At 62.5% G+C, this 22677-nt stretch carries 23 protein-coding genes; 9 read left to right on the top strand and 14 right to left on the bottom strand.

Annotation, left to right across the window (positions count from 1 at the left end):
- Positions 1 to 19: 19 nt before the first annotated feature.
- The gene (locus Q0936_RS01285; protein WP_299377809.1) at positions 20 to 793 is read left to right on the top strand and encodes a DUF6478 family protein; all 774 of its coding nucleotides are present in this window, start codon (positions 20 to 22) and stop codon (positions 791 to 793) included.
- A gap of 13 nt (positions 794 to 806) precedes the next feature.
- A complete protein-coding gene (locus tag Q0936_RS01280) occupies positions 807 to 1178 on the top strand; it encodes a hypothetical protein (protein ID WP_299139319.1) in 372 nt (123 codons plus the stop codon).
- Here the strand turns inward: Q0936_RS01280 and Q0936_RS01275 are convergent.
- The 7 genes from Q0936_RS01275 to Q0936_RS01245 form a co-directional block, all read right to left on the bottom strand.
- On the bottom strand, positions 1157 to 1360 hold the full coding sequence (locus tag Q0936_RS01275; RefSeq protein WP_299297294.1) for a DUF2783 domain-containing protein: 204 nt from the start codon (positions 1358 to 1360) through the stop codon (positions 1157 to 1159). The genes Q0936_RS01280 and Q0936_RS01275 overlap by 22 nt on opposite strands.
- Positions 1357 to 2976: an FAD-dependent oxidoreductase gene (locus tag Q0936_RS01270; protein ID WP_299297292.1), complete on the bottom strand. Its 1620-nt coding sequence runs from the start codon at positions 2974 to 2976 to the stop codon at positions 1357 to 1359. The genes Q0936_RS01275 and Q0936_RS01270 overlap by 4 nt, the downstream gene beginning before the upstream one ends.
- 283 nt (positions 2977 to 3259) lie before the next feature.
- Positions 3260 to 4210, bottom strand: coding sequence for an MBL fold metallo-hydrolase (locus Q0936_RS01265; protein ID WP_299297291.1), 951 nt, complete (start codon positions 4208 to 4210; stop codon positions 3260 to 3262).
- A gap of 12 nt (positions 4211 to 4222) precedes the next feature.
- The gene (maiA, locus tag Q0936_RS01260) at positions 4223 to 4873 is read right to left on the bottom strand and encodes a maleylacetoacetate isomerase (RefSeq protein WP_299297289.1); all 651 of its coding nucleotides are present in this window, start codon (positions 4871 to 4873) and stop codon (positions 4223 to 4225) included.
- Between the two features lie 61 nt (positions 4874 to 4934).
- Complete coding sequence (locus Q0936_RS01255; RefSeq protein ID WP_299297288.1) at positions 4935 to 5939, bottom strand: ABC transporter substrate-binding protein; 1005 nt, start codon at positions 5937 to 5939, stop codon at positions 4935 to 4937.
- Positions 5918 to 7276 (bottom strand): sensor histidine kinase, encoded by a 1359-nt coding sequence (locus tag Q0936_RS01250; protein ID WP_299297287.1) that lies wholly within the window; start codon positions 7274 to 7276, stop codon positions 5918 to 5920. The genes Q0936_RS01255 and Q0936_RS01250 overlap by 22 nt, the downstream gene beginning before the upstream one ends.
- Entirely contained in the window at positions 7266 to 7931 is a 666-nt protein-coding gene (locus Q0936_RS01245; protein ID WP_299139337.1) for a response regulator transcription factor, read from the bottom strand. Before Q0936_RS01245 ends, Q0936_RS01250 begins: the two co-directional genes overlap by 11 nt.
- Positions 7932 to 8034: 103 nt before the next feature.
- Here Q0936_RS01245 and Q0936_RS01240 point away from each other — a divergent pair, with 103 nt between their 5' ends.
- The 6 genes from Q0936_RS01240 (at position 8035) to Q0936_RS01215 (ending at position 14435) form a co-directional block, all read left to right on the top strand.
- Positions 8035 to 9018, top strand: coding sequence for a tripartite tricarboxylate transporter substrate binding protein (locus Q0936_RS01240; protein ID WP_299297286.1), 984 nt, complete (start codon positions 8035 to 8037; stop codon positions 9016 to 9018).
- 340 nt (positions 9019 to 9358) lie between these two features.
- The gene (locus Q0936_RS01235; RefSeq protein WP_299139342.1) at positions 9359 to 9853 is read left to right on the top strand and encodes a tripartite tricarboxylate transporter TctB family protein; all 495 of its coding nucleotides are present in this window, start codon (positions 9359 to 9361) and stop codon (positions 9851 to 9853) included.
- Between the two features lie 4 nt (positions 9854 to 9857).
- The gene (locus tag Q0936_RS01230) at positions 9858 to 11372 is read left to right on the top strand and encodes a tripartite tricarboxylate transporter permease (protein WP_299139344.1); all 1515 of its coding nucleotides are present in this window, start codon (positions 9858 to 9860) and stop codon (positions 11370 to 11372) included.
- Positions 11365 to 12558 (top strand): CoA transferase, encoded by a 1194-nt coding sequence (locus Q0936_RS01225; RefSeq protein ID WP_299297284.1) that lies wholly within the window; start codon positions 11365 to 11367, stop codon positions 12556 to 12558. Before Q0936_RS01230 ends, Q0936_RS01225 begins: the two co-directional genes overlap by 8 nt.
- A complete protein-coding gene (locus tag Q0936_RS01220) occupies positions 12555 to 13340 on the top strand; it encodes a citryl-CoA lyase (RefSeq protein ID WP_299297283.1) in 786 nt (261 codons plus the stop codon). Before Q0936_RS01225 ends, Q0936_RS01220 begins: the two co-directional genes overlap by 4 nt.
- A 102-nt stretch (positions 13341 to 13442) precedes the next feature.
- Complete coding sequence (locus tag Q0936_RS01215; protein WP_299297282.1) at positions 13443 to 14435, top strand: aldo/keto reductase; 993 nt, start codon at positions 13443 to 13445, stop codon at positions 14433 to 14435.
- 6 nt (positions 14436 to 14441) lie between these two features.
- Here the strand turns inward: Q0936_RS01215 and hpaH are convergent, their stop codons facing one another.
- The 4 genes from hpaH to hpaE are packed head-to-tail and all read right to left on the bottom strand — an operon-like array spanning position 14442 to position 18630.
- Positions 14442 to 15242 carry a 2-oxo-hept-4-ene-1,7-dioate hydratase gene (gene hpaH / locus Q0936_RS01210; RefSeq protein WP_299297280.1) on the bottom strand — a complete coding sequence of 267 codons (801 nt, stop codon included), beginning with the start codon at positions 15240 to 15242 and terminating at the stop codon, positions 14442 to 14444.
- Positions 15239 to 16093, bottom strand: a complete 855-nt coding sequence (locus tag Q0936_RS01205) for a fumarylacetoacetate hydrolase family protein (protein ID WP_299297278.1) — start codon at positions 16091 to 16093, stop codon at positions 15239 to 15241. Before Q0936_RS01205 ends, hpaH begins: the two co-directional genes overlap by 4 nt.
- An 18-nt stretch (positions 16094 to 16111) precedes the next feature.
- Positions 16112 to 17095, bottom strand: coding sequence for a 3,4-dihydroxyphenylacetate 2,3-dioxygenase (hpaD, locus tag Q0936_RS01200; protein WP_299297276.1), 984 nt, complete (start codon positions 17093 to 17095; stop codon positions 16112 to 16114).
- A 14-nt stretch (positions 17096 to 17109) separates the two neighbouring features.
- Positions 17110 to 18630 (bottom strand): 5-carboxymethyl-2-hydroxymuconate semialdehyde dehydrogenase, encoded by a 1521-nt coding sequence (hpaE, locus tag Q0936_RS01195; protein WP_299297275.1) that lies wholly within the window; start codon positions 18628 to 18630, stop codon positions 17110 to 17112.
- A 129-nt stretch (positions 18631 to 18759) separates the two neighbouring features.
- On the opposite strand from hpaE, the gene hpaR reads away from it, so the two are divergent.
- Positions 18760 to 19197, top strand: a complete 438-nt coding sequence (hpaR, locus tag Q0936_RS01190; protein ID WP_299139360.1) for a homoprotocatechuate degradation operon regulator HpaR — start codon at positions 18760 to 18762, stop codon at positions 19195 to 19197.
- On the opposite strand, the gene Q0936_RS01185 is transcribed toward hpaR, so the two are convergent.
- The 3 genes from Q0936_RS01185 to Q0936_RS01175 all read right to left on the bottom strand — a co-directional run bounded on the left by Q0936_RS01185 (position 19194) and on the right by Q0936_RS01175 (position 22579).
- A complete protein-coding gene (locus Q0936_RS01185) occupies positions 19194 to 20426 on the bottom strand; it encodes a Tm-1-like ATP-binding domain-containing protein (RefSeq protein ID WP_299297273.1) in 1233 nt (410 codons plus the stop codon). The two genes, hpaR and Q0936_RS01185, sit on opposite strands and share 4 nt — an antisense overlap.
- A 10-nt stretch (positions 20427 to 20436) precedes the next feature.
- The gene (locus Q0936_RS01180; RefSeq protein WP_299297272.1) at positions 20437 to 21921 is read right to left on the bottom strand and encodes an aldehyde dehydrogenase family protein; all 1485 of its coding nucleotides are present in this window, start codon (positions 21919 to 21921) and stop codon (positions 20437 to 20439) included.
- A gap of 124 nt (positions 21922 to 22045) precedes the next feature.
- Positions 22046 to 22579: a TetR/AcrR family transcriptional regulator gene (locus Q0936_RS01175; protein ID WP_299297271.1), complete on the bottom strand. Its 534-nt coding sequence runs from the start codon at positions 22577 to 22579 to the stop codon at positions 22046 to 22048.
- Positions 22580 to 22677 lie beyond the last annotated feature (98 nt).

The following is a 22677-nucleotide window of genomic DNA, read 5'->3' as shown; positions in this document are numbered from 1 at the left end:
CAGGACGACGCAGGGGCATATGGCAGGCAAAAGCATCAGGCTCATCGACAAACTGGCGCATCGACGCGCGATGCGCCGCTGGGCCCGTGCCGCCCGCAATGCGGGCGAAACACGGCTGGATGAACTGCGCGGCCTGCGCAGTGCCGCGCGCCTCATGCGCAGCCACCTCGACCGTCTGATCCACAAGGCCGACGAACGGCTGGCCCTGCCCGCCATCGGTGCCACCAGCTTTCCACGCCCCCACAACGCCGACTGGTCCTGGCGGCCAGAGCTGTGGCGCGGCCCGTTGCCCACACCCGGTGCATCCTCGGTCCAGACGAAATCGATGCTGGGCCGCGAGGCGACGCTGTTCCACGACTGTGCACTGAGCGAATTGACCCTGCGCCAGATCCGCAACCTGCGCGAAGAAGACCTGGCGCCCTACGGCCTGCGCATGGACGTTTTCCAGTTTGACGGCTCGTTCCTGTCGCTGGTCATCGACCTGCCCCCCGAGTCCGTGCAGGGCCTGCGCAAAACCCACCTTGTGGGTATGAACGCCATCGTCGAGATGGAAAAACCGCTCGAAATCTTTGGCCGGCTCAACATCCGGCACGGCCCCAACACCGAACAGATTGTGCGCGAACTGCCTCTCAATCAGGAAAACGTCACCGTCGAGTTCGACCTGGCCTATTCCAAGCTGAACGAAAAGCGCGTGGAACGGGCATGGATCGACCTGATCTTTGAAGGGCCGGAAATGAACCAGGTCACGCTGCGTGACCTCACCTTCTCTCGCCGCCCCCGCGCCGCATTGTGACACAGGACCGCCCATGACCACCCTGACACTGACCCCGACCAAGATGCGCCACGGCATTTGGCAAGGCCTGATTGCCCAGTCAGGCAGCGGCGTGCCACAGATCAAGGTGACGCATCTCGACAAGGACGTGCCGGATGTTCAGGTCTCTGAGGGGGGCGAGGACGGCAATTGGCTGGTCCAGGTGCCGATCCCGGCAGAGGCGATTGCCGATGGTGTGCAGGTGTTTGTCGTCACGGACTCCACCGATGGCGAAAAGCTGGGTGAATTTACCTTGATCGCCGGTGAGGCGCTTGGCGACGATATCCGCGCCGAAGTCGAGTTGCTGCGCGCCGAACTGGACATGCTCAAGCGCGCGTTCCGCCGTCACTGCGTCGAAACCACCTGACGCTGCGCCGCGGCCAGCGCCGCGCGCAATACATCTCGATCCCCCACATGATTGGCCAGCACGAGGATCAGCCGCGCGTTCAGCGCGTCGCTGCCCTCTTTGCTCAGCCCCTGATGCGCAGCCAGCAGTTCGTCGTAAAACCCGTCCGGGTCCGGGATGTTCGGATCAAGGTTGAGTGTCATGCCGTCCCCTTTCCCAGCGCCGTGCGCATTGCCGCTGTCACATCGTCCGCAGTCGCGGTGGCCCAGCGCGCCACGATATGCTGATCCGGCCGGATCAGGTAAACGGCACTGTCCGCATCCCCCAAATACCGTTCTGTCAGATACGGGCTGCCCTTGCCCGTCAGTTCGAGGTGCGCAATCGGCACACCTTCCACGTTATCCAGATCGGGCGCGGCCGTATCAATGCACAGCAACGTAAACCCATCAGACAATCGGTCTAGCAAGTACGCATCGCCCAGCTTGGCATCCACCGCAGGTGCACCCACCCGCGTCCGCGCCGGCCCATCCAGCATGTCCGGCCCATTGAGCGACAGCCCGTCATAGACACACGGCACCGACAACCGCCCCGAATTGACCAAAGGCCGGGCAAAGGCGTGGTCCCGCGCCAGTTCCAGCACCGCATTGCGGAAAACCTTGCTGATCTCGCTCTTTGGGGTCAGGAAATCCGTGGCGCGGGTGGAGTTGAGGATGTTCTCATCCGCCGCCACCGCGCGTTCCTCGGAATAGCTGTCGAGCAGCGTCTCGGGCGCCAGCCCGCGCAGCACATAGTCCAGCTTCCACGCCAGATTGTCCGCGTCCTGCACCCCACTATTGGCCCCGCGCGCGCCAAAGGGTGACACCTGATGCGCCGAATCCCCGGCAAAGATCACCCGGTCGTGGCGAAACTCCTGCATCCGACGGCATTGGAAGGTGTAGATCGAGGTCCACTCCAACGTGTATTCCGCCCCCTCACCCAGCATCGCATCGACCCGCGCGCGGATGTTGTCGGGGTGCAGTTCCTTTTCCCGGTCGATGTCCCAACCCAGTTGGAAATCGATGCGCCAGATGTCATCGGGTTGCTTGTGCAGCAGCGCCGACTGGCCCGCATCCTTGAAAGGCGGCTCGAACCAGAACCACCGCTCGGTCGGGAAATCCGCTGTCATGTGCACGTCGGCAATCAGGAAATTGTCCTCGAACACACGACCATCAAAACTGAGGCCCATCATGTCCCGGATCGGACTGCGCGCGCCGTCGCAGGCGATCAGCCACTCCGCCTCGATCTGGTAGGGGCCGTCGGGCGTGTCCACGTCCAGCAGCACGTGGTCGCCGCGCTGGTCCATCCCGGTCAGCGCGTTTCGCCCCCGTATCTCAATCGGCGCGCCCTGTTCTTGTGCTGCGCGGATCTCGTCCACCAGGAATTTCTCGAAATAGGGCTGTTGCAGGTTGATAAAGGCCGGACAGCGATGCCCATCCTCGGGTTGCAGGTCGAACTGAAACACGCGGTCATCGCCATGGAACACTTTGCCCACGTTCCACACCACGCCCTTGTCAATCATGCGCTGCCCGGCACCGAGGCGGTTGGCGATCTCAAGCGTCCGCTTGGCAAAACAAATCGCCCGACTGCCCTGCCCCACACCGTCATGGTCATCGAGCACGAGCACAGGCGTCCCCTTGCGCCCAAGGTCCAGCGCCAAGGCCATCCCGATGGGGCCGCCACCGACGATCACAACAGGGTGGCGTTGCGCAGGCATCGTCTGCGCTTCGACAGGGGCGTAGGGGTAGAGTTGGAAAGCTATGTCATAGCGCACATCCACCATATTCAGCGTCTCCCCAATTCAAACATCAAGAAAATGCCGCCCAGAACAAAAATATCGATAGCAATCGACACCAACAGCGTTTTCCGAGCATTGCGTCTCAGTGAGGCGAGCTTCGGATCCAGCTTAACTTGCGCGGATCTTTGCGTCTGACCCATAGACGGGAATTTCGACTGGTGATCACGGACTGCGTCGTCATAGGCCCTTTGGGCATTGCGCCATTTGAGGCCACATACCCAAGCCATTGCCTCCAACATCAAGTTACGAGGATTGCTCAAGACAGGCATCACCCCTGCAACGCCTCCCACATCTCGATGTCCCGCTTGTCCGTCCAGATGCGGGGATGCGCGATGCCGCGGGCCTCGTCATAAGCGCGGGCGACGTTGAAGGGCAGGCAGTGCTCATAGATCGCGTAGTCGCTGAACTTCGGATCGCATTCGGCGCGCACTGCATCCCACGCCTCTTTCAACGTGCCCCCACGCGCCGCGACCCGTGCGGCGGGGCGGTAGGTGCTGTCCACGAAATCGCGGGTGCTTTCGATGGCCTTGTTCACCATCTCGGACCCCACCAGCGCATCGCCGCGCCCCGGCGCGATGGCGTCCACACCGTAGGCCTTGATCGCGTCCAGCGTCCCGCCCCAGTCGCCGAAATACCCGTCACCACAGTAACAGGCCGAATGGTATTCGACGATGTCGCCGGTAAACATCACATTCTGATCCGGCACGTGGATCACCGCATCCCCCGCGGTATGGGCGCGGCCCACGTGCTTGATGTCCACGCGCCGCGATCCGAGATAAACGGTCATCGCATCGGAAAAGGTCGTGGTCGGCCAGGTCAGCCCCGGAATGCTCTCGTGCCCTTCGAACAGACGGGGAAAGCGTTGGAACTCGCTGTCCCAATCCTCTTGCCCGCGCTCGGCCACCATGCCGCGTGCCATGTCGGACATGATGATCTGATCGGCGCCGTAAGCCGACGCGCCCAGCACGCGGACGGCGTGATAGTGGGTCAGCACCAGATGAGAGATCGGCTTGTCCGTCACCGTCCGCACCTTTTCGATCACCTTTTCGGCCAGACGCGGGGTCGCCTGCGCCTCGACAATCATCACGCTCTCATCGCCGATGATCACGCCCGAATTGGGGTCGCCCTCGGCGGTAAAGGCCCACAACCCCTCGCCGATCTCGTCAAAGGTGATGGTCTTTTCGGTCATGTCCCCTTGGGAGGCAAAGGCCTTGGCCATGGTCGGGTCCTTTCAGGATGCGTCGGGTTGTTGGTCAGGATGTGCGGCGGCAATGGCCGGGTGCGCAAGGCAGGCGGCTTCGATCCGCGCGACATTCGGGAAGGGGTCGAGGTCCACGCCCCAGCGCCGCGCATTATAGACTTGCGCCACGATACACAGGTCCGCCAGATCAGGCGCGGCGCCAAAGGCAAAAGGCGTGTCGTCGCGCACCAACACCTCGAGCGCGGCAAACCCTTGGGACATCCAGTGGCGCATCCACTCCATCGCGCCATCGGTGCCCGCATCATAGACGTCACGCAGATGGGTCACGACGCGCAGGTTGTTCACCGGATGCACGTCCAGCGCCATGGTATGCGCCGCTGCCAGCACCTGCGCCCGCGCAACCGGGTCCGCAGGCAAAAGCGCAGGGTCCGACCACGTCGCCTCGATATAGTCCAGAATGGCGAGCGACTGCGTCAGTACCGTCCCGTCGGCCAGAACCAGCGTCGGCACCCCCTGTCCGGGGTTCAGTGCGGCATAGCTGTCCGCCCGCTGCGCCCCCGCCACCAGATCCACCGGCACGATGTCATAGGCAACGCCCTTGAGGTTCAGCGCGGCACGCACACGGTAGGACGTCGTGGAACGCCAATAGCTATAGAGGGTCAGTGGGGCAGCAGTGGTCATGTAAACAACGGGTCCTGTTTGGTTACATGCGTAATGGTTGGTTTTGTAACCAACAAGGCTGTTAACGCACCAATGCCGACGACCACGCCCCCAGGAACAACTGCCGCTTGAGGCGGTCGAGATAGACCAGCAACCCCGGTTCAAGTGACACGACATTCAACAAAGAGGGGTCAGCGGCCCCAATCGAAGGCAGAGGATAACCGGGCCGATCCTGCGCGGTCCACGCCCCCGAGATCAGATGCCCCACCAGCGCGGTCGCCGCCGCCTCGCGGGTGGTGCTGTCCAACACCAGCACCGTGCGCATCATCGTCGTGGCAAAATCACGCGGGGTGATGATCGCCACCTTGTCCCGCGTCTCCGGACGGCTCGACGCATAGCTGCCCAGCACGTTGTAGGCCACAAACAGATCGCCCCGCGCCAGATCGTCGATCATGTCGCCCGAACAGCAATATAGCTGTGCATCAAGGTTCCCGAACACTTCCATCAGGCGCCAATAGGTCTCGGACGTGCGGGCATCCTGGGTGGCAAACAGGTATCCAAGGCCCGACAGGCGCACATCGTAGGTCCCCAGCTTGCCGCGAAAATGCTCCGGGTCCGCGCGCAGCGCCTCGATCAGTTCCTGCCGTGTTTCGGGCACATCCCGCCCGGCAAAGGCCTCACGGTTCAATACCACGGTTGCAGGCTCCAGCGTAAAGCCAAAGAGGCTCTGACGCCACTGGCTGCCCGGCGCGCCATTCAACCCCGGCAACCGCCGCGCCAACCCGTCATTCGCGAGCTTCAGTTGCAGGTCCATCGCGCTGGAGATCACAACATCGAAGCAATCGGGACAGTCGGAAATCAAGGTGACGATATCGGCTGATCCGGCCACGGCATAGTCGATGTCGATCGTCGGATTGCGCTCCAGAAACCCATCCAGAATAGGCGCAAAAATATCAGTGTCCGTGCTGGACAGAACGCGCAGCGTGACCTGCCCCGCCGCCCCCTCAAAGAGACGCCTGTCTTCCAGTTCGGCAGCATGTACCAGACCGGCCCACAGACCAAAGATCACAAATGCAAGATTGCGCATGCGCCGCCCGCCTCCATGTTTCGCAATTCCAACCGCCCGCCATGGGCCTCGGCCACATCCTTGGCAATGGTCAGGCCCAGACCGGACCCCACAGTCCCCTTGGCATTGTCACCGCGCTGAAACCGTTGCGACAGCGACGCCATTTCCGTCTGTGGAAACCCGATGCCCTGATCGGTGACCGTGATCGTCGGGCTGGGCCGTGCGGTAACCGTGATTTGTATCGCACCTTCGGCCGCCGAATACTTCAACGCGTTGTCCACCAGATTGCGCACCGCGTTCTGGATCAGGATCGGATCCGCTCGCACCGGCACCGGGCCATCACTCTGCAATCCCAACTCCAGATCCATCATCTCAGCCACCGGCGTCAGACGGTCCACGATCTCAGAACAGATGGTCACCAGATCGACGTCCTGCGTCTCCAACTGGTCACTGCGAAAGGTGACCATGGCATGATCCAAAAGCTGCCCCGCCGCGCGGCTGCTTTCGTCGATGGCGCGGATCATCGACCGCAGGGCCTGCCGGTTTTCGTCCTTGTCGACGCGCATCAGCGTGGCTTCGGCATGGCTGCGCACGGTGGCAAGCGGCGTCCGTACACGGTGGGCGGCCTCGGCGATAAAGGTCTCGGACTGGGTCAGCGAATGGCTCAACCGGGTCATCAGCGAGTTGAAGGACGCAACCAGTGGTGACAGCTCAAGCGGGACCGGACGGATCACAGGCCGCAGGTCACCTGGCCCACGACGCGCCACCGAGGCCGCGATTTGCCCCAGCGGACGCAAGGTCGATGCCGACGTCCAAAGCGCCATGCCCGCCGCCAACAGAAAGAACGCGGCACCAAACACGGCTGCATTGACCGAAATGGTCCACAACGTCCCTGCCAGACTGTCCCGCGTCTGTGCCACGCTGACCGTCAACAGAACGGGCCGCGGACTGGCCGGCAGGTTGCGCGTCAGGCGCGCCACCCGCACCTGAGTGCCTTGAAACGCGCGCGTCGCGAAAATTGGGCCAGCGCCGGGATCCGCATCGTCCAACGCCAACCCGTCATAGCCGCTCAGAAACTCATTGCCCTGCTGAATGGCATAGAACACCCGGTCATCCGCCGCCGTGTCCAGCATGGAAAAGGCGGCATAGGGCACGTCCAGTTCGATCTGACCGTCGCGCACCACGGCGGCGTCCAGCAATGATGTCACCGACGCCTCCAGGATACGGTCCTGGCTTTGTTGTGCGATCTGTTGCGCATAGGTGCGCACCACGAGATAGAACAAGATCGCCAAAACCGCCGCCCCGCCGATCAACGTCAGCGTCAGGCGTCGCCGCAGGGACCATGGCCTACCCGTCATCCAACCGATACCCCAGGCCGCGATGGGTCGAGATAGTCACGCTCGACGGCTCCAGATGTTTGCGCAGGCGCCCGACATAGACCTCGATCGCGTTTTCCGTGACCGTGTCGTCATAGGAAAACAGCCGGTCCACCAGCTTGCCCTTGGAAAAGATCTGGCCCGGCGCGTTCATGAACAATTCCAGCAAGCGCAGTTCGCGGTTGCGCAACGTGACCTCTGTGTCGCCAATCGTCAGCACACTCGCCACCGGGTCCAGCGCCGCCGTACCCCGCCGTATGACGGTTTGCGCGGACCCCGTCCGCCTGCGCAAAACCGCGCGACACCGCGCCTGCAGTTCCGCGTGATCGAACGGTTTGGTCAAATAGTCATCCGCGCCAAGGTCCAGCATGCCCACCCGGTCGGACACCTCGGACCGCGCCGTCAGCACAATCACTGGCGTGTCATTGGCCTGCGCGCGGTGCCGTTCCAGAAACCGCCGCCCATCCCCATCCGGCAACATGATGTCCAACAGAATCAGGTCATATTCCCCGACCCGCAGAAAATCCGCGCCTTCGGACAGGGTCGCGGCGTGATCCATGACATGCCCATCCAGCCGCATCCGGTCGCACAGCGCGGCCGCCAGCTCTGTATTGTCTTCGATCAGCAGATATTTCATGCGCATGTGCCGGTGTTCTGACCGTGACAGGTCTGTGTCAGGTTCGGGTGTTTGACTGTCACCATTCGCGTGCAACGCATGTGAAGTCAAATGGGAGGACATTATGAAAACGTTTGAACTGAGCCGCAGGGCTCTGCTCGGTGCTGCTTTGGCGTTGGGCCTTGGCGGTCAGGCAATGGCAGATGGCCATCAGGTCGTCGACAGCATCCACTTTCTGATCCCCGGCGGCGCCGGCGGCGGCTGGGATGGCACCGCGCGCGGTACGGGCGAGGCACTGACAGGGGCTGGCCTCGTGGGCACGGCATCCTTTGAGAACATGTCGGGCGGCGGCGGTGGCAAGGCGATCGGCTTCCTGATCGAAAACGCCGATAGCAACCACGGCACGCTGATGGTCAACTCGACCCCCATCGTGATCCGGTCGCTCACAGGCGTGTTCCCGCACAACTTCCGCGACCTGACACTGGTTGCAGGCACCATCGGTGACTACGCAGCCATGGTTGTGGGCAAGGACAGCCCGATCAACTCGATGGCCGACCTGATCGCAGCCTATGACGCCGATCCCGGTGCAACAGCCGTGGGCGGCGGATCTGTCCCCGGTGGTATGGACCACCTCGTCGCCGCGATGGTGATGGAAGCGGCAGGCAAAGATGCGCTTGGCGTGAAATACATCCCCTACGATGCGGGTGGCAAAGCCATGGCAGCCCTGCTGTCGGGTGAGATCGCAGCGCTGTCCACAGGCTTCTCCGAAGCGGTCGACCTGGCCAATGCGGGCGAGGTCAAGATCATCGGCGTCACCGCACCTGAGCGCGTGGATGCATACCCGGATGCGCAGACCATGATGGAACAGGGCATCGACACCGAGTTCGTGAACTGGCGCGGGTTCTTCGGAGCACCCGGTCTGCCCGAGGCACAACTGGCCGCTTATCAGGATGCCATCGCCAAAATGTATGCAACACCCGAATGGGAAGCCGTGCGCGCCCGCAACGGGTGGGTCAACATCCACAACAACGGTGACGACTTCAAAACCTTCCTCGAAGGTCAGGAAAAGGTCATCGGCGATCTGATGAAGAAACTCGGCTTCCTCTGATCCAAAGGCGCGGCTTGCGCCGCACACTATCTAAGCTTGTGCGAGGGGATTTTCCCCTCGCGCTCCCCAAGGTATTTTTGGCGAAAGGAAGAGGAGACCGCCATGGCCTCCCCTCCCGATCAAAGGCTTTTCAACGGCCTTCCTCTCGCACGGTCATCGGCTCCTCAGCCTGTACCGTACGGGTAGACTAGAGAGCATTTTCTCAAAATTTGCTTTCCTTTCGCCCAAAATACCTCGGGGGAGTCCGCAGGACGGGGGCAGCGCCCCCAGGATCGCGCCTCCCTCTCAGGTAAATTTAATGGGTGTCCCCGCGGGGACACCCCCCGTTGGGAGGGTGATAATGGCGCTTGATCGTTGGATCGGTTTGGTCCTGCTTGGAATATTTGTGGCTTATGGCTATGCCGCCTGGTTCACGATGGATGCGGGTCTTGCCCCGTTCATGCAGCGCAATCCCATATGGCCGTCGACCTTCCCCAAGGTGTTGTCCATCATTGGCATTCTTGTGGGGCTCATCATCGTGCTTGGGCTGGAAAAGCCCGACAAGCCCCGCGACCAAGACCCTTCGGTCACCGTCTATCGCCAGCTCAAAGAGTTCAAACTCGGCCAGGCCGGTTTGCTGCTTGGTTTAATGGTTGCCTATGCACTGCTGTTGCGTCCTGCGGGCTTCATCGCCGCAACGGTGGGGTTCTTGGTCATAGGTTCCGCCATTTTGGGCGAGCGCCGCTGGATCACGATGATCGTTGTCGCGGGCCTTGCCACTGGCATCGTATGGTATCTGGTGCAGGTGGTGCTGGGCATCTTCCTGCGCCCCCTGCCAGCATTCATGGGGGTTTGAGAACATGCTCGAAGGTATCCTGATCGGCCTGCAAACGGCCTTTTCTGTTCAAAACCTCCTCATGGTCATCGGCGGCTGTCTCATCGGCACGTTCATCGGTATGTTGCCGGGCCTTGGCCCGATGTCGATCATCGCCATCATGATCCCTGTCGCCATCTCGCTGGGTGATCCCTCAGCCGCGCTGATCCTGCTGGCTGGCGTCTACTACGGCGCCATCTTTGGTGGCTCGACCTCGTCCATTCTGCTGAACGCGCCGGGGGTCGCGGGCACGGTCGCAACCAGTTTTGATGGCTACCCCATGGCCCGTGACGGCAAGGCGGGCAAAGCACTGACCATCGCCGCCATCGCGTCTTTCTGTGGCGGCACGGTTGGGGCCATCCTGTTGATGATCTTTGCGCCAATGCTGTCATCCGTGGCCCTGCTGTTCCACTCTGCCGAGTACTTTGCACTGATGGTTGTGGGCCTGTCGGCCATCGCGGCCTTTGCGGGCACCGGTCAGGTGGCCAAGGCCATCATGATGACCCTGCTGGGCCTGATCATGGCCACCGTTGGCGAGGGCGCGCTCTTTAACATGCCGCGTTTCACGATGGGGCTGATGGACCTGCAATCCGGCTTTGCCTTCATCACGTTGGCCATGGCGATGTTTGCGCTGCCCGAGGCGCTGTATCTGGTCATGGACCCCGCGCGGTCCAAGTCCGGCCAGTCCGGCGATATCAAGGATCTGCGCATCACCCGCGACGAAGCCAAATCCATTGCGCCGGTGATTGGTCGCCAATCGCTGCAAGGCTTTTTCATCGGCGTGCTGCCCGGTGCGGGGGCGACCATCGCGTCGTTCCTGGGCTACGCGGTCGAGCGCAACATCGCGCCAGAGAAGGAAAAACAGGAGTTCGGCAAAGGGTCGATCAAGGGTCTTGCCGCGCCAGAGACTGCCAACAACGCGGCCTGTACCGGGTCCTTTGTCCCGCTGCTGACGCTGGGCATTCCCGGCTCGGGCACCACGGCCATCCTGTTGGGCGCGCTCATTGCGCTGAACGTCACGCCCGGCCCTCGGCTGATGCTCGACGATCCGCAGATCTTCTGGGCGGTGATCATCTCGATGTATATCGGTAACCTTGTGCTGCTGATCCTGAACCTGCCGTTGATCCCCTACATCGCCAAGATCCTCGCGGTGCCGCGCAATTTCCTGATCCCATTCATCCTCTTTTTTACGCTGATGGGGGCCTATATCGGGCAAAACAACGCGACCGAACTGCTGTTGCTTGTGGGCTTTGGCGTCTGTGCGACCGTGCTGCGCTTTGCCGATTATCCGTTGGCACCGCTGCTGATCGGCTTCATTCTGGGCGGCATGCTCGAGGACAACTTCAGCCGGTCCATGCAGCTTTATGATGGTATCGGGTTCATCTGGGAACGCCCCATGACGCTTGGTCTGTTGATCGTCGCGGCGCTGTTGGTGATCCTGCCCAGCTACCGGGCGCGGCGCGCGCGGGCACGGGCCGAGGGCGTGGCCGACGGTGACTAAACCGCTTGCCGGCATCCGGGTGCTCGACCTGACCAATGTTCTGGCCGGGCCCTTTTGCTGCCACCAGCTTGCGCATATGGGCGCTGACGTGATCAAGGTCGAGGCACCGGGGCGCGGCGATCTTGCCCGCCAGCTTGGTGCCGATCCGGAGCTGAATGCTGCGCATATGGGCGTGTCTTTTCTCGCCCAGAACGCGGGCAAGAGGTCGGTCACCGTCAACTTCAAGCACCCCGACGGCAAGGTGCTGTTTCTGCGGCTGGTGGCCACTGCAGATGTGGTGGTCGAGAATTTTCGCCCCGGAGTGATGGACCGGCTGGGTCTTGGGTATGACGCCCTAAGGGACGTGAAACCGGACTTGATCTATTGCGCAATCTCGGGCTTCGGGCAGGACGGACCGTGGGTCGACCGCCCCGCCTATGATCAGATCATTCAGGGCGTGTCGGGTGTGATGTCGATCACGGGCGACGCTGACAGCGCCCCGCTGCGTGTCGGATACCCTGTGGCGGACACGGTGGGCGGAATGACGGCGGCCTTTGCCATTGCATCGGCGTTGAATGCGCGGCCCAGGGGCTGCTTTATCGACTGCTCGATGCTGGAAAGCGTGCTGGCCACGATGGGCTGGGTTGTCTCCAACCACCTGATCGCGGGGGCGATGCCTGCGGCACATGGGAATGAAAACCCGACATCCGCACCATCGGGCGCGTTTCAAACAGGCGACGGGTTGATCAACATCGCCGCCAACAAGGACGAACAGTGGGTGCTGTTGTCGGACCATCTGGGGCTGGCGGTCTTGCGGGACGACCCCGACTATGCCACCCGCGAAGACCGCAAGCGCAACCGGCATGCCCTGCGCGCACGTATCGAGGCGGCACTGACCGATCACACCGCGCGCGATCTGGCGCGGGACCTGAACCGCATTGGCGTGCCTGCGGGGGCCGTCATGTCCGTGGCTGACGTGCTCGATCATCCTCAGGTGGCAGAGCGCGGATTGCTGTCGCAATTTGCCGATGTGCCGGGTGTGGGGCGCGATATCTCGGTGGTGAACACCGGGGTCAAACTGGACGGCGCACCGCTCGAGGTCGGCACGCCGCCACCCGAACTGGGCGCGCATGCGTCCGAGGTCTGGGGCGCGCTGGGGCTGGACGCGTCGGACATCAGGGACCTGACCGAAAAGGGGGCGATATGAGCGACGTATCCGATTGGTGGCAGACAGAGATCATCGACATGGCCCCCGGTCAGATCCGGATGCGCGGGCATCCGATCGAGGACCTGATCGGCACTGTCGGCTTTGTCCAGATGATCTGGCTGATGACGCGCGGTGACATGCCCAGCGCCGAAGAGGCCCATCTGCTCGAGGCGGCGCTGGTTGCGGCGGTGGACCATGGCCCGCAAGCGCCGTCCATTGCGACCGCGCGTATGGCCGTGACCTGCGGTTTGGGGCTGAACGGTGCAATGGCGTCGGCGGTGAACATGCTGGACGATGTGCATGGTGGCGCGGGCGAACAGGCGGTTGTGCTGTTTCACCGCATTGGCGACCCTGCGGATACTGAGGCTGTGCTGGACGAGTGGCGCGCTGAAAACGGGCCATACATCCCAGGCTTTGGCCACCGGTTTCACACGCCAGTCGACCCACGTGCGCCGCGTCTGTTGGCGCTGGTCGATGACGCCGCAGCGGCGGATGTCGTCACTGGCCGTTTTGCTGCTATTGCGCGCGCGGTCGAGACCACGTTGGCCGAGGCCAAGGGCAAACCCATTCCGATGAACATCGACGGCGCGACAGCCGTCATCTTTGCCGAACTGGGGTTTCCGGCACCGTTGGCGCGGGGCCTTTTCTGTTTGTCGCGCTCTGTTGGCATCCTGTCTCATGCGTGGGAACAGACCCAGCAGGGCGGGCGCAACAAGGGGCCGACCCCACCCGGCTATCGCTGGACCTACACTGGCAAAAATCCAATAGATAAAAGCACTTGAGTTTTGTCCCCGCGGGGACAGCACCTGCGCGCCGCAATTCGGGTGCGTTCCGCGGCCCGGCGGCCTATACCTGCACGGGCAGCAAGGCAGGGGAGTTCAGCCATGAAAACCATCCGTCTGGGGGCAAGTGGCCCTGCGGTGTCTCAGTTCGGCATTGGCGCGATGTCATTCGCCGGGATCTACGGAAACGCCACACCCGAAGACAGCCATGCCGTGCTGCATGCCTGCCGGGATGCGGGCGTGACCCATATCGACACCTCAAACGTCTATGGCGCGGGCCGGTCCGAAGAGATCATCGGCAGTTGGTTCAAGGACACACCCGGCGCGCGGGATGACATGGTGCTTGCGACCAAGGCCGGCATCACCGGCCAGCCGGAGCGACGGTTCAACAACGATCCCGCCTACCTCACGCAGTGTCTGGACGAGAGCCTGCAACGGCTGGGTGTTGATCATGTTGATCTGTTCTATGTGCACAGGCTGGACACCGCCCACAGCCCCGAGGACGTGGCCGGAACGCTCAAGTCACTGATCGACGCAGGCAAGACCCGCGCCGTGGGCTTTTCAGAGATTGCGCCCCACACCTTGCGTCGCGCCGCCACTGAATGCCCGATTGCGGCGGTGCAGTCCGAATATTCGCTGTCGACCCGCGCGCCTGAGTTGGGGCTGATCCAGACCTGCGCCGAAATGGACGTCACGCTGGTCGCGTTTTCCCCCGTTGGGCGGGCGTTTCTGACCGATGCGCCGTTCAGCTACGCACACGGGCAGTCGATGGCCTTTACCAAGGACAACCCGCGTTTCGTCGAGCCGAACTACAGCGCCAACATCGCCGCAACCGACCGGTTCCGCGCGCTGGCCGCAGAGATGGGCGCGCCCGCAGCGGCGGTGGCGATTGCGTGGCTGGTGTCGCGCGGCGACCACGTGTTGCCGATCCCCGGCACAAAGAACACTGCGCATCTGGCAGAACTGTTGCAGGGGATGGAGATGACGTTGAGCGCGGATGATCTGGCCCGGATCGACGCCGTTCTGCCAGTCGGATGGGCCGCCGGAGATCGCTATACATCGACGCAGTGGGAAGGCCCCGAGCGGTACTGCTGACCCCGGTCAGGCAAACGCGATCTCAACACCGCCGAACCGACCGAAATCGGCCGAAATCTGCGAACCGGGCGGGCATTCCACCGGGCGGATAAAGCTGCCGGACAGGATCACCTGACCCGGCGCGATGCTTTGCCCATAGTTGGCCATGCGACGCGCCAGCCAAACGACGCTTTGCACCGGGTCGTTCAGCACCCCGGCCCCAAGGCCGGTTTCCTCGACCTCGCCATTGCGGCTGGTGATGGCCCCGACCCATCGCAGATCAAATTCGCCAGGTTGGTACCGTTGGGGCCCAAGCACGATGCCCGCGTTTGCAGCATTGTCGCTGATGGTGTCGAACACATTGCGGGTCTGCCCGGTCTGGTGATCGGCCCGCACGATCCGCGTATCGAGAATTTCGAGCGATGGCGCGACATAATCCGTCGCCGCGAGCACCGCGTCGCGGGTGACGTCAGCGCCACCCAGCGCCCCTTTCATCACAAAGGCGATCTCGGCCTCGACCCGCGGCTGGATGAAACGCCCCGCAGGGACGGTCGAGCCATGTTCGAACACCATGTCGTCGAACAGGATGCCGCTGTCGGGTATGTCGATGTTCAGCGCGTATTGCATCGCCTTGGAGGTCAGCCCGATCTTCCAGCCCACAACCGACCGCCCCTGCGTCAGCTTGGCGGTGTGAATCGCGTTCTGGATGGCATAAGCGTCATCCACATCCATCGCGGGGTATTGTTGCGACAGCAGGCCAATCTGAGTGCCCGTCGCCTCGGCGTGCAATAGATCAGAGGCGGCCTGAGCGTGTTGTTCCGGCGTCATTCAATTTCGTCCTGAATTGTGTTTCGTAAAATACCAATGCCGTTAACCTCGACCTCTACCACGTCGCCGGGTGCCAGGAATTGAGGTGGATCAAGCCGTGCGCCGGACCCCGTGGGCGTACCCGTTACGATGATGTCGCCGGGTTGCAGTGCCATGAAGGTCGAGATGTATTCGATCTCTCGCCGGATGGGGTGCATCATACGGGCCAGAACATCGTCCTGTCGCACCTCGCCGTTCACGCGGGTGATGATGCGGGCGTCGTCCAATAGGCGCGCATCAGTGAACGGGACAAGCCATGGCCCCATTGCAGCCGACCGATCCCAGTTCTTGCCCTGAGTGACATTGAATTTCGCGTGGCGCACCCAGTCGCGGATCGTGCCTTCGTTGCAGATGGTGAGCGCCGCGATGTGGTCGTAGGCATCGGCCTGCGCGATGCGGCGCCCCCCCTTGCCAATGACAATCGCTACCTCGCCCTCGTAGTCGAGTTGGTGGCTTTCGGGGGGGCGGATCAGTGGCTGGTCGTGGCCTGTGAACCCGCTGGCAAAGCGCGGAAAGAGGGACATGTATTTTGGCTGTTCGCTGCCGTCCTTGTACTCGGCATTGCGGTCCGGGAAATTCACACCGACACAGAGAATGCGGCGGGCCTCGGGCAGGACCATTTCATATTGGACATCCCTGTGCGTCACGGGCCGGTCGCGTGCAATATCGGCCAGCGTTTGCAGCCCGTCCGCACAGACCGCGTCGAACAGGGTTGGCCACTGCGGCGCGGCACTGTTCAGGGCGATCATCCCGGCATCGGTCACAGCGCCGAAATAGGTGGCGCCCTCGGCGGAGTAGGTTGCGAATTTCATGTGATGCCTTCCTGCCTGTCAGGGCGCGATGATCGGGCTGGCCTTGATCTGGCTGTCCTGTGTGTCGACGCCGACAAAGAGGGACCCGTGTTTGAACCAGCTTTCTGGTGCGGCCGCGCCCCACAGCGTTTGTCGCTGCGGGTCCTTGAGGTCCCAATGGATCGGCTCGTGGTCCGGATCGACCGTCTGGTAATCCGAGCAGTAGATCTCGATCCTGTGGCCGTCGGGGTCGAGGACATAGAGGAAGAAGGCGTTGGAAATACCGTGCCGCCCCGGCCCGCGTTCGATGTGGTCGACATAGCCCGTGGTCGCCATCAGATCGAGCAGGTCAATGATGTTCAGCGGCGTTGGCACCCAGAACGCGACGTGGTGCAATCGCGGCCCGGTGCCGTTGGTAAAGGCCATATCATGCACGCCGCCCTTGCGGTGTAGCCACGCGGCCCAGAGCCGTTTGCTGTCTGCGTCCTCGGTGTATTCGGTGACGCGAAACCCAAAGTCGGAATAGAACGCGACGCTGGCGTCGACATCGTGGCTGAAGCAGTTGAAATGGTCGATCCGCAGCGGTTTGACACCACGGTAGAGCGCATAGTTCTGATGGATGGGTGGCAGGCGGTCCATCTTGTGATAGAATTCCAGCGGGATGCCGATGTTGTCCGACGTCAGCAGGGTACGGCCCTGAAACGGGCGATCCACCCAAGACACCGGGCGGTCCCTGGCCTCGAAATAGGCATGGGCGCGGTCCAGATCATCCTCGTCAAAGGTTTTGAACCCCACGGCGTCGACGGTGCCGGGCTGGTCTGATTTCTGCAGGATGAGGCAGTGGTGGCCGCGTTCCTCCATTGCGCGCAGATAGACGTGCGTGTCGGTTTCATCGGTGACTTGCAGGCCAAGGGTGTCGACATAGAACCGCTTGGACACATCCAGATCGCGGACGTTCAGGCAGGCGTGGCTGAGGCGGACCGTGTTGAAGTCCGGGTAAAGGTTGGGGGCTGGCACAGGCATGGGCGCGTTCCTTGCTATTGCGGGGCCGTGGCGCCGAGTTTGGTGATCTTGTGTTGGCCTGTGGCAAAGCCGATGTGCTTTTGTTCCATGTAGAACTCGAACGACCAGTCGCCGCCGTCCCGCCCGATGCCCGACGCCTTGACCCCACCAAAGGGCGTGGGCAGGTGCCGGACATTTTCGGAATTGACCCAGATCATTCCTGCCTCAAGCCGGTCTGTGAAACGCAGCGCGCGCGTGATGTCATTGGTCCAGACATAGCCGGTGAGGCCGTAGGGTGTGTCGTTGGCAATGTGCAGGGCCTCGTCCTCGGTGGTGAAAGGGATAGAGGTCAGCACGGGGCCAAAGATCTCTTCGCGCGCGATGCGCATGTCGTTGCGCGCATCGGTGAACAGGGTTGGGCGCACGTAGTACCCGGTATCACCCACCACATCGCCACCGGCGGCGATGGTGGCACCGTCCTGGCGGGCGATGTCAAAATAGCTGGTCACCTTGTCATAGTGTTCCTGCGTCACCAGCGGGCCGATTTCGGTGGCCGGGTCGAGGGGGTGGCCCACGCGGATATTGTTCACCCGTTCGACCAGCCGCGCCTCGAACTCTGTGCGGATCGTGTCCTGGATCAGCAGGCGGGACGACGACGTGCAGCGTTCGCCGTTGATCGAGTAGATCATAAAGATCACCGCATCCAGCGCCCGGTCCAGATCGGCGTCGTCAAAGACGATAACCGGGTTCTTACCCCCCAGTTCGAGGTGGTTACGCTTGAGCGTATCGGCCCCCTGTTTGGTGATCATCGACCCTGTCCGGCTTTCGCCGACAAAGGCGATGGCCCTGACCTTGGGGTGTTCACACAGCGCCTTGCCTGCCTCTTCGCCAAAGCCGTTGACCGTGTTCAGCACACCCGGCGGCAGGCCGGCGTCTTCGGCGATTTCGACAAGCAGGCGCGCGGTCACGGGTGACGCTTCGGCGGGTTTGTGAACCACCGTGCATCCCGCAGCCAGGGCAGGCGCGATTTTCCAGGTGGACAGCATGAATGGCGTGTTCCACGGCGTGATAACACCAACGGGACCGATTGGCACGCGAGTGGTGATGTTCATCAGGGTTGGGGATTTAAGGTGCTGCCCATCGCGGGCCTGCACCACCTGGTCCGCGAAATAGCGAAAGTTCTCGGCACCGCGCAGTGCGGCCTTGGACATGAATTTGTAGGCCTGCCCGGTGTCCCAACACTCGCAAAGCGCGATTTCTTCGGCGCGCGCCTCGATCCCTTCGGCAATACGGATAAGTATGGCGCGCCGCTCTTTGGCGGGCATGTCGCGCCAGGCGGGGAAGGCATCGTGCGCGGCGGTGGCGGCGGCATCAATATCTGCCGCGGTGCCGCGGGCCACGTCACAGATCACGCTCTTGTCCACGGGCGAGACGGATTGGAAGACTCCCCCGGCCCCGGCAGTGTCCTGACCCGCGATCCGGTTTGGGATGCCGCCCGTGCGGAAGCGGGCGAGATAGCCGCTCAGTTTCGCGACGTTGTCGTCAAGCTGGGTCACACGTTTTCCTCCGGTCCGCATCAGTATTTCGTTAACATGTTAATTGTTGCGAAGTTAAGTATTGATATGATGAGTTGTCAAGGCACAGGGTAAGGTGCAATTGGCGGTTGAGTACAGTTTGGGCTGCATATGACGATGTCACTTCCTTCGACTTCCCGATCTTTGCCGATTGCGCTGATCCGCGCCCGCGAGGGGGTGATGGCCCCCATTCGCGAGATGTTGGCAGAAACCGGGATTACGGAACAACAGTGGCGCGTGTTACGCGTGTTGTCAGAATTCGGAGTGCTGGATGCCAAGACGCTGGCCGACCGCGCCAGTCTGTTGTTCCCGAGCCTGACGCGCATTGTGGCAACCTTGCGCGACAAGGGGTTGGTGACCCAGACCCGTGATCAAAAGGACCGTCGCCGCCAGTTTATAGAGATCACGGACGCGGGTCAGAAAATCATCGACGACCGCGCGGATGAGGCCGCACAGATTGTGGCAGAGTTCAAGGCGACGCTGGGCGCAGAGCGGTACGAGACGCTGCTGGACCTGCTCGCGGATCTGGATCCTGGCGCGCGCGCCTAACGCTTGATCTGACCATTGGCGCACCAGGCGTCAAAGATGGCCAGCGCCTTGTTCGCAAAGGCCGGGTCGTTGATGTGGCAATCCAAACGGTGCGTTTCGACGTGTTCCGGCAGTTCCGAGGTGAGCACCTCGAGAAATGCACGCAGACCGGCCGCGTCGTGCAGGTCTGCGCCTGCGCGGTCCCATTCGCCCAGCCCATGTTCCGGCAGGATCATCGCCACCGGGCCAGTGGCCGTAGATAGCTGTCGGGCATGGGCGCGGGCCACGGCCTCTCGTTCGTCCGTGTTCAACACCACGGACGTCAGCAAACGGTTGTGCGCATGGGTGAGGTGTTCTGACCATTTATCTGGCAAGGGCTGCCAGCCGACGATGTCGACCAGATCATAGCACCCCGGTGCCACGATCTGCGGTGTGCCTGCCGCCCCGGCATTGGTCAGCCTGTCCGCCCCTGCAGAGATGTTGGAACCGTGGATGTGATTGCCTAACTCTTGGGTGCAAAAGTCGAGCACACAGGCAAAGGCCCCCTGTTTGGCGAGGCTTTCGAACGCGCGCCCGCCCATGCCGGTTGCGTGGAACACCGCAACCTCGAACCCGCGTTCTTCGAGGGCGGGTTTCAGCGGCACCACGTATTTCAGTGCTGACGTGCCCAGCGACATCATACCCACCAGCAGCTTGGTCCGGTCAGGCGGTCGAACGGCCCGCGCGGCACCCAGCACAGCGCCCGCCGCCTGAGACAGCGACGCCTTGCACACGGAGTTCAGACCATACAGCCCACCCGCCCACAGGATCATCTGAGTGTCCGGTGCCAACCGTTCAGGCGGGATCAACGGTGAAAAGGATACGGTCGACACGATGTATTTCGGCACGCCAAGCGGCAAGGCGGACGCCACATCGAGTGCCAGATCGGTTCCCATTGTCCCGCCAAGCACGATCATGCCGTCAAACACGCCTTGGGCATGCAGCCGCGCCGCCAACAGGCTGGCCCCGCGCGCCATGATCTGCATCGCGTGGTTTTCATCGCCGCTGTCAATCGCGGCCTGAATTGTGCTGTCCCCTTCGTGGGCGACGTCATGTTTGGAGTAGTCCGTCGGGTGCGCCGGGTCCCCCAGAACTGAGACATCCATTGTCACCACATGGCCGCCCTGCCCCCGGATCACATCGGCGAGAAAGGCCAGCTCGTCGTTTTTGGTGTCGTATGTGCCGATCACCAGAACCGTTTTGTCGGTCATCGCGGCCTCCTTACAGTTTGATCCATGCGGTCTTGAGATTGATATACTTGTCGATGGCGTGCAGCGACTTGTCCGACCCGTTGCCCGATTGCCCGACACCGCCCAGCGGGACCGTCCCGTCCGCCCCGCCATAGGTGTTGACGTGCATCACACCCGTGCGCACGGCGCGGATCATCCGATGTGCGCGGCCAAGGTTTGAGGTCCAGACACCACCGGCGAGGCCGTAGTTCGTGGCATTCGCCAGTTGGATCGCCTCGGTCTCGGTTTCAAACGGCGTGACGCCCAGAACAGGGCCGAACACTTCCTTTTGGGTCAGGGTGGCGTCGCGGGTCACGCCGGTGACGATTGTTGGGGCCATGTAGTAGCCGCCAGTCTCAGCCAGAACCCGGTCGCCGCCGGTGACGATCTCGCCGCCTTCGGCCTGCGCGGTTGCCACGAAGCGCAGGTTGGCGTCGAGTTGCGTTTGCGAGTTGATGGCCCCGATGTTGGTGTCCAGCGCAAGCGGATCGCCCACCCGCATCCCTTGGGCCGCTTTGGCCACCTCGGCGACAAAGTCGTCGTGTATCGACGCCTCGACCAAGAGCCGCGAACCGGCGACACAGACCTGACCGGCGTTGCGAAAGATGCCGGACGCCGCAACCTTGGCGGCCTGCACCAAGTCCGGTGCGTCGGCGAACACGATGTTCGGGGATTTGCCGCCCAGTTCGAGGTAGACACGTTTCAGGTTCGACCGTGCCGCGTAGCCCATTAGGCGACGCCCGGTGCCGCCTGACCCGGTAAAGACCAGCACGTCCACATCCATCGACAGGCCCATCGCCTCGCCAACCACAGCGCCCTCACCGGTGACTGCGTTCAGCACACCCGGAGGCAAACCCGCCTCGTGCGCGAGGTCGACCATCCGCATGAGGGACAGAGAGGCGGTTTCGGCGGGCTTCAGCACAACCGAGTTGCCCATGGCCAATGCCGGAGCCAGTTTCCAGGCCCCGATCATCATGGGGAAATTCCACGGCACGATGGCACCCACCACGCCCACGGGTTCCTTGTGGATCATGCCCAGCACGTCAGACGCGGTTGGCGCGATCTCGCCGTAAACCTTGTCCAATGCTTCGGCGTAATAGCGGATCGTTGCAGCGGCGGAAACCGGTTCGGCCTTGAGCGCCATGCTGATTTCGGTGCCGTTGTCGCGGACGCCCAGGACCGCAAGTTCTGGCGCGTTTGCCTCGATCAGATCGGCCCAGCGCATCAGGATCCTTTTGCGTGCGGCGGGGGCTTGGGCGGCCCAGCGACCGTCCTCGAAGGCTGCACGCGCCGCAGCGATGGCGGCGGTCATATCCGCCGCAGTGCCCCGCGCCACGGTGGTTAGGACCCGCCCGTCGATCGGAGAGATGACATCCAGCGTCTGACCGTCCGAGGCAGGCACGTGGCATCCGTCGATCATATGTTGAAATGCGGGCACCGAACGGGCACGTAGGTTTTCGATGATGTTCTGGTCCATTGTGCTCGCCCCTCGTGTCGCACGGTGCAGGATCACCGGCGCTGTGTCACAGGGTACGCACGCGGACCGCCAGCACAAGAACCTTTGATGCGGTGGCAGGATGTCAGACTTGCAAGTCGGTCTTTCAGACGGTGGACACCAGATGGTCGCGGGCATCGCCCAAAGGTGTTGGGTCACCTGTTGCAACCGCCAATGCCATCGCACCCTGCAGCGTTGCGATGACCAAAGCGGGCGATACCGGCGTTGCGCTGCCCTTGAGGGCTGCCGCGATCCACTGGCCGAGTTGATCGTAGAAGTGGCGCACCTGATCAGAGGTTGCGCCGGGAATATTCGCGGCAACGGACCCCAGGACCATGCAGAGGCAGGTGGATTCTTCGAGAGCGTAGGCCGCCTGATATGCGTCGGCCAAACGGTTGAGCCGTGCAGCAGGCGTCTCATCGGGCAGGTCTGGCGCGCCCAAGCCCGCGATAAAGCGTTCGGCATAGCGTTGTGTTACCCGTTCGGCGAGGTCCGCCTTGGTCGGGAAGTGGTAGTGGACCGATGCGCTTTTGATGCCGATTGCCGCTGCGACGTCGCGAAAGCTGACGGAATCGAGCCCGCCTTTGCGCATCGCGCGTTCGGCGAAATCGAGTATCTGCGTTTCCCGGTCGCTGCTCATCCGACTGCTCCACACTGGTTTGGCCTATCTGTAGATAGAGGGTTGAGGTGGAAACGCAAGCGGCGGCCACTGGTGCGTGCGAGTAGACCAAGGCCCGC

Source organism: uncultured Tateyamaria sp., from assembly GCF_947488715.1.
GTDB lineage: Bacteria > Pseudomonadota > Alphaproteobacteria > Rhodobacterales > Rhodobacteraceae > Tateyamaria.
This window is presented reverse-complemented; position numbering and strand designations above follow the sequence as displayed.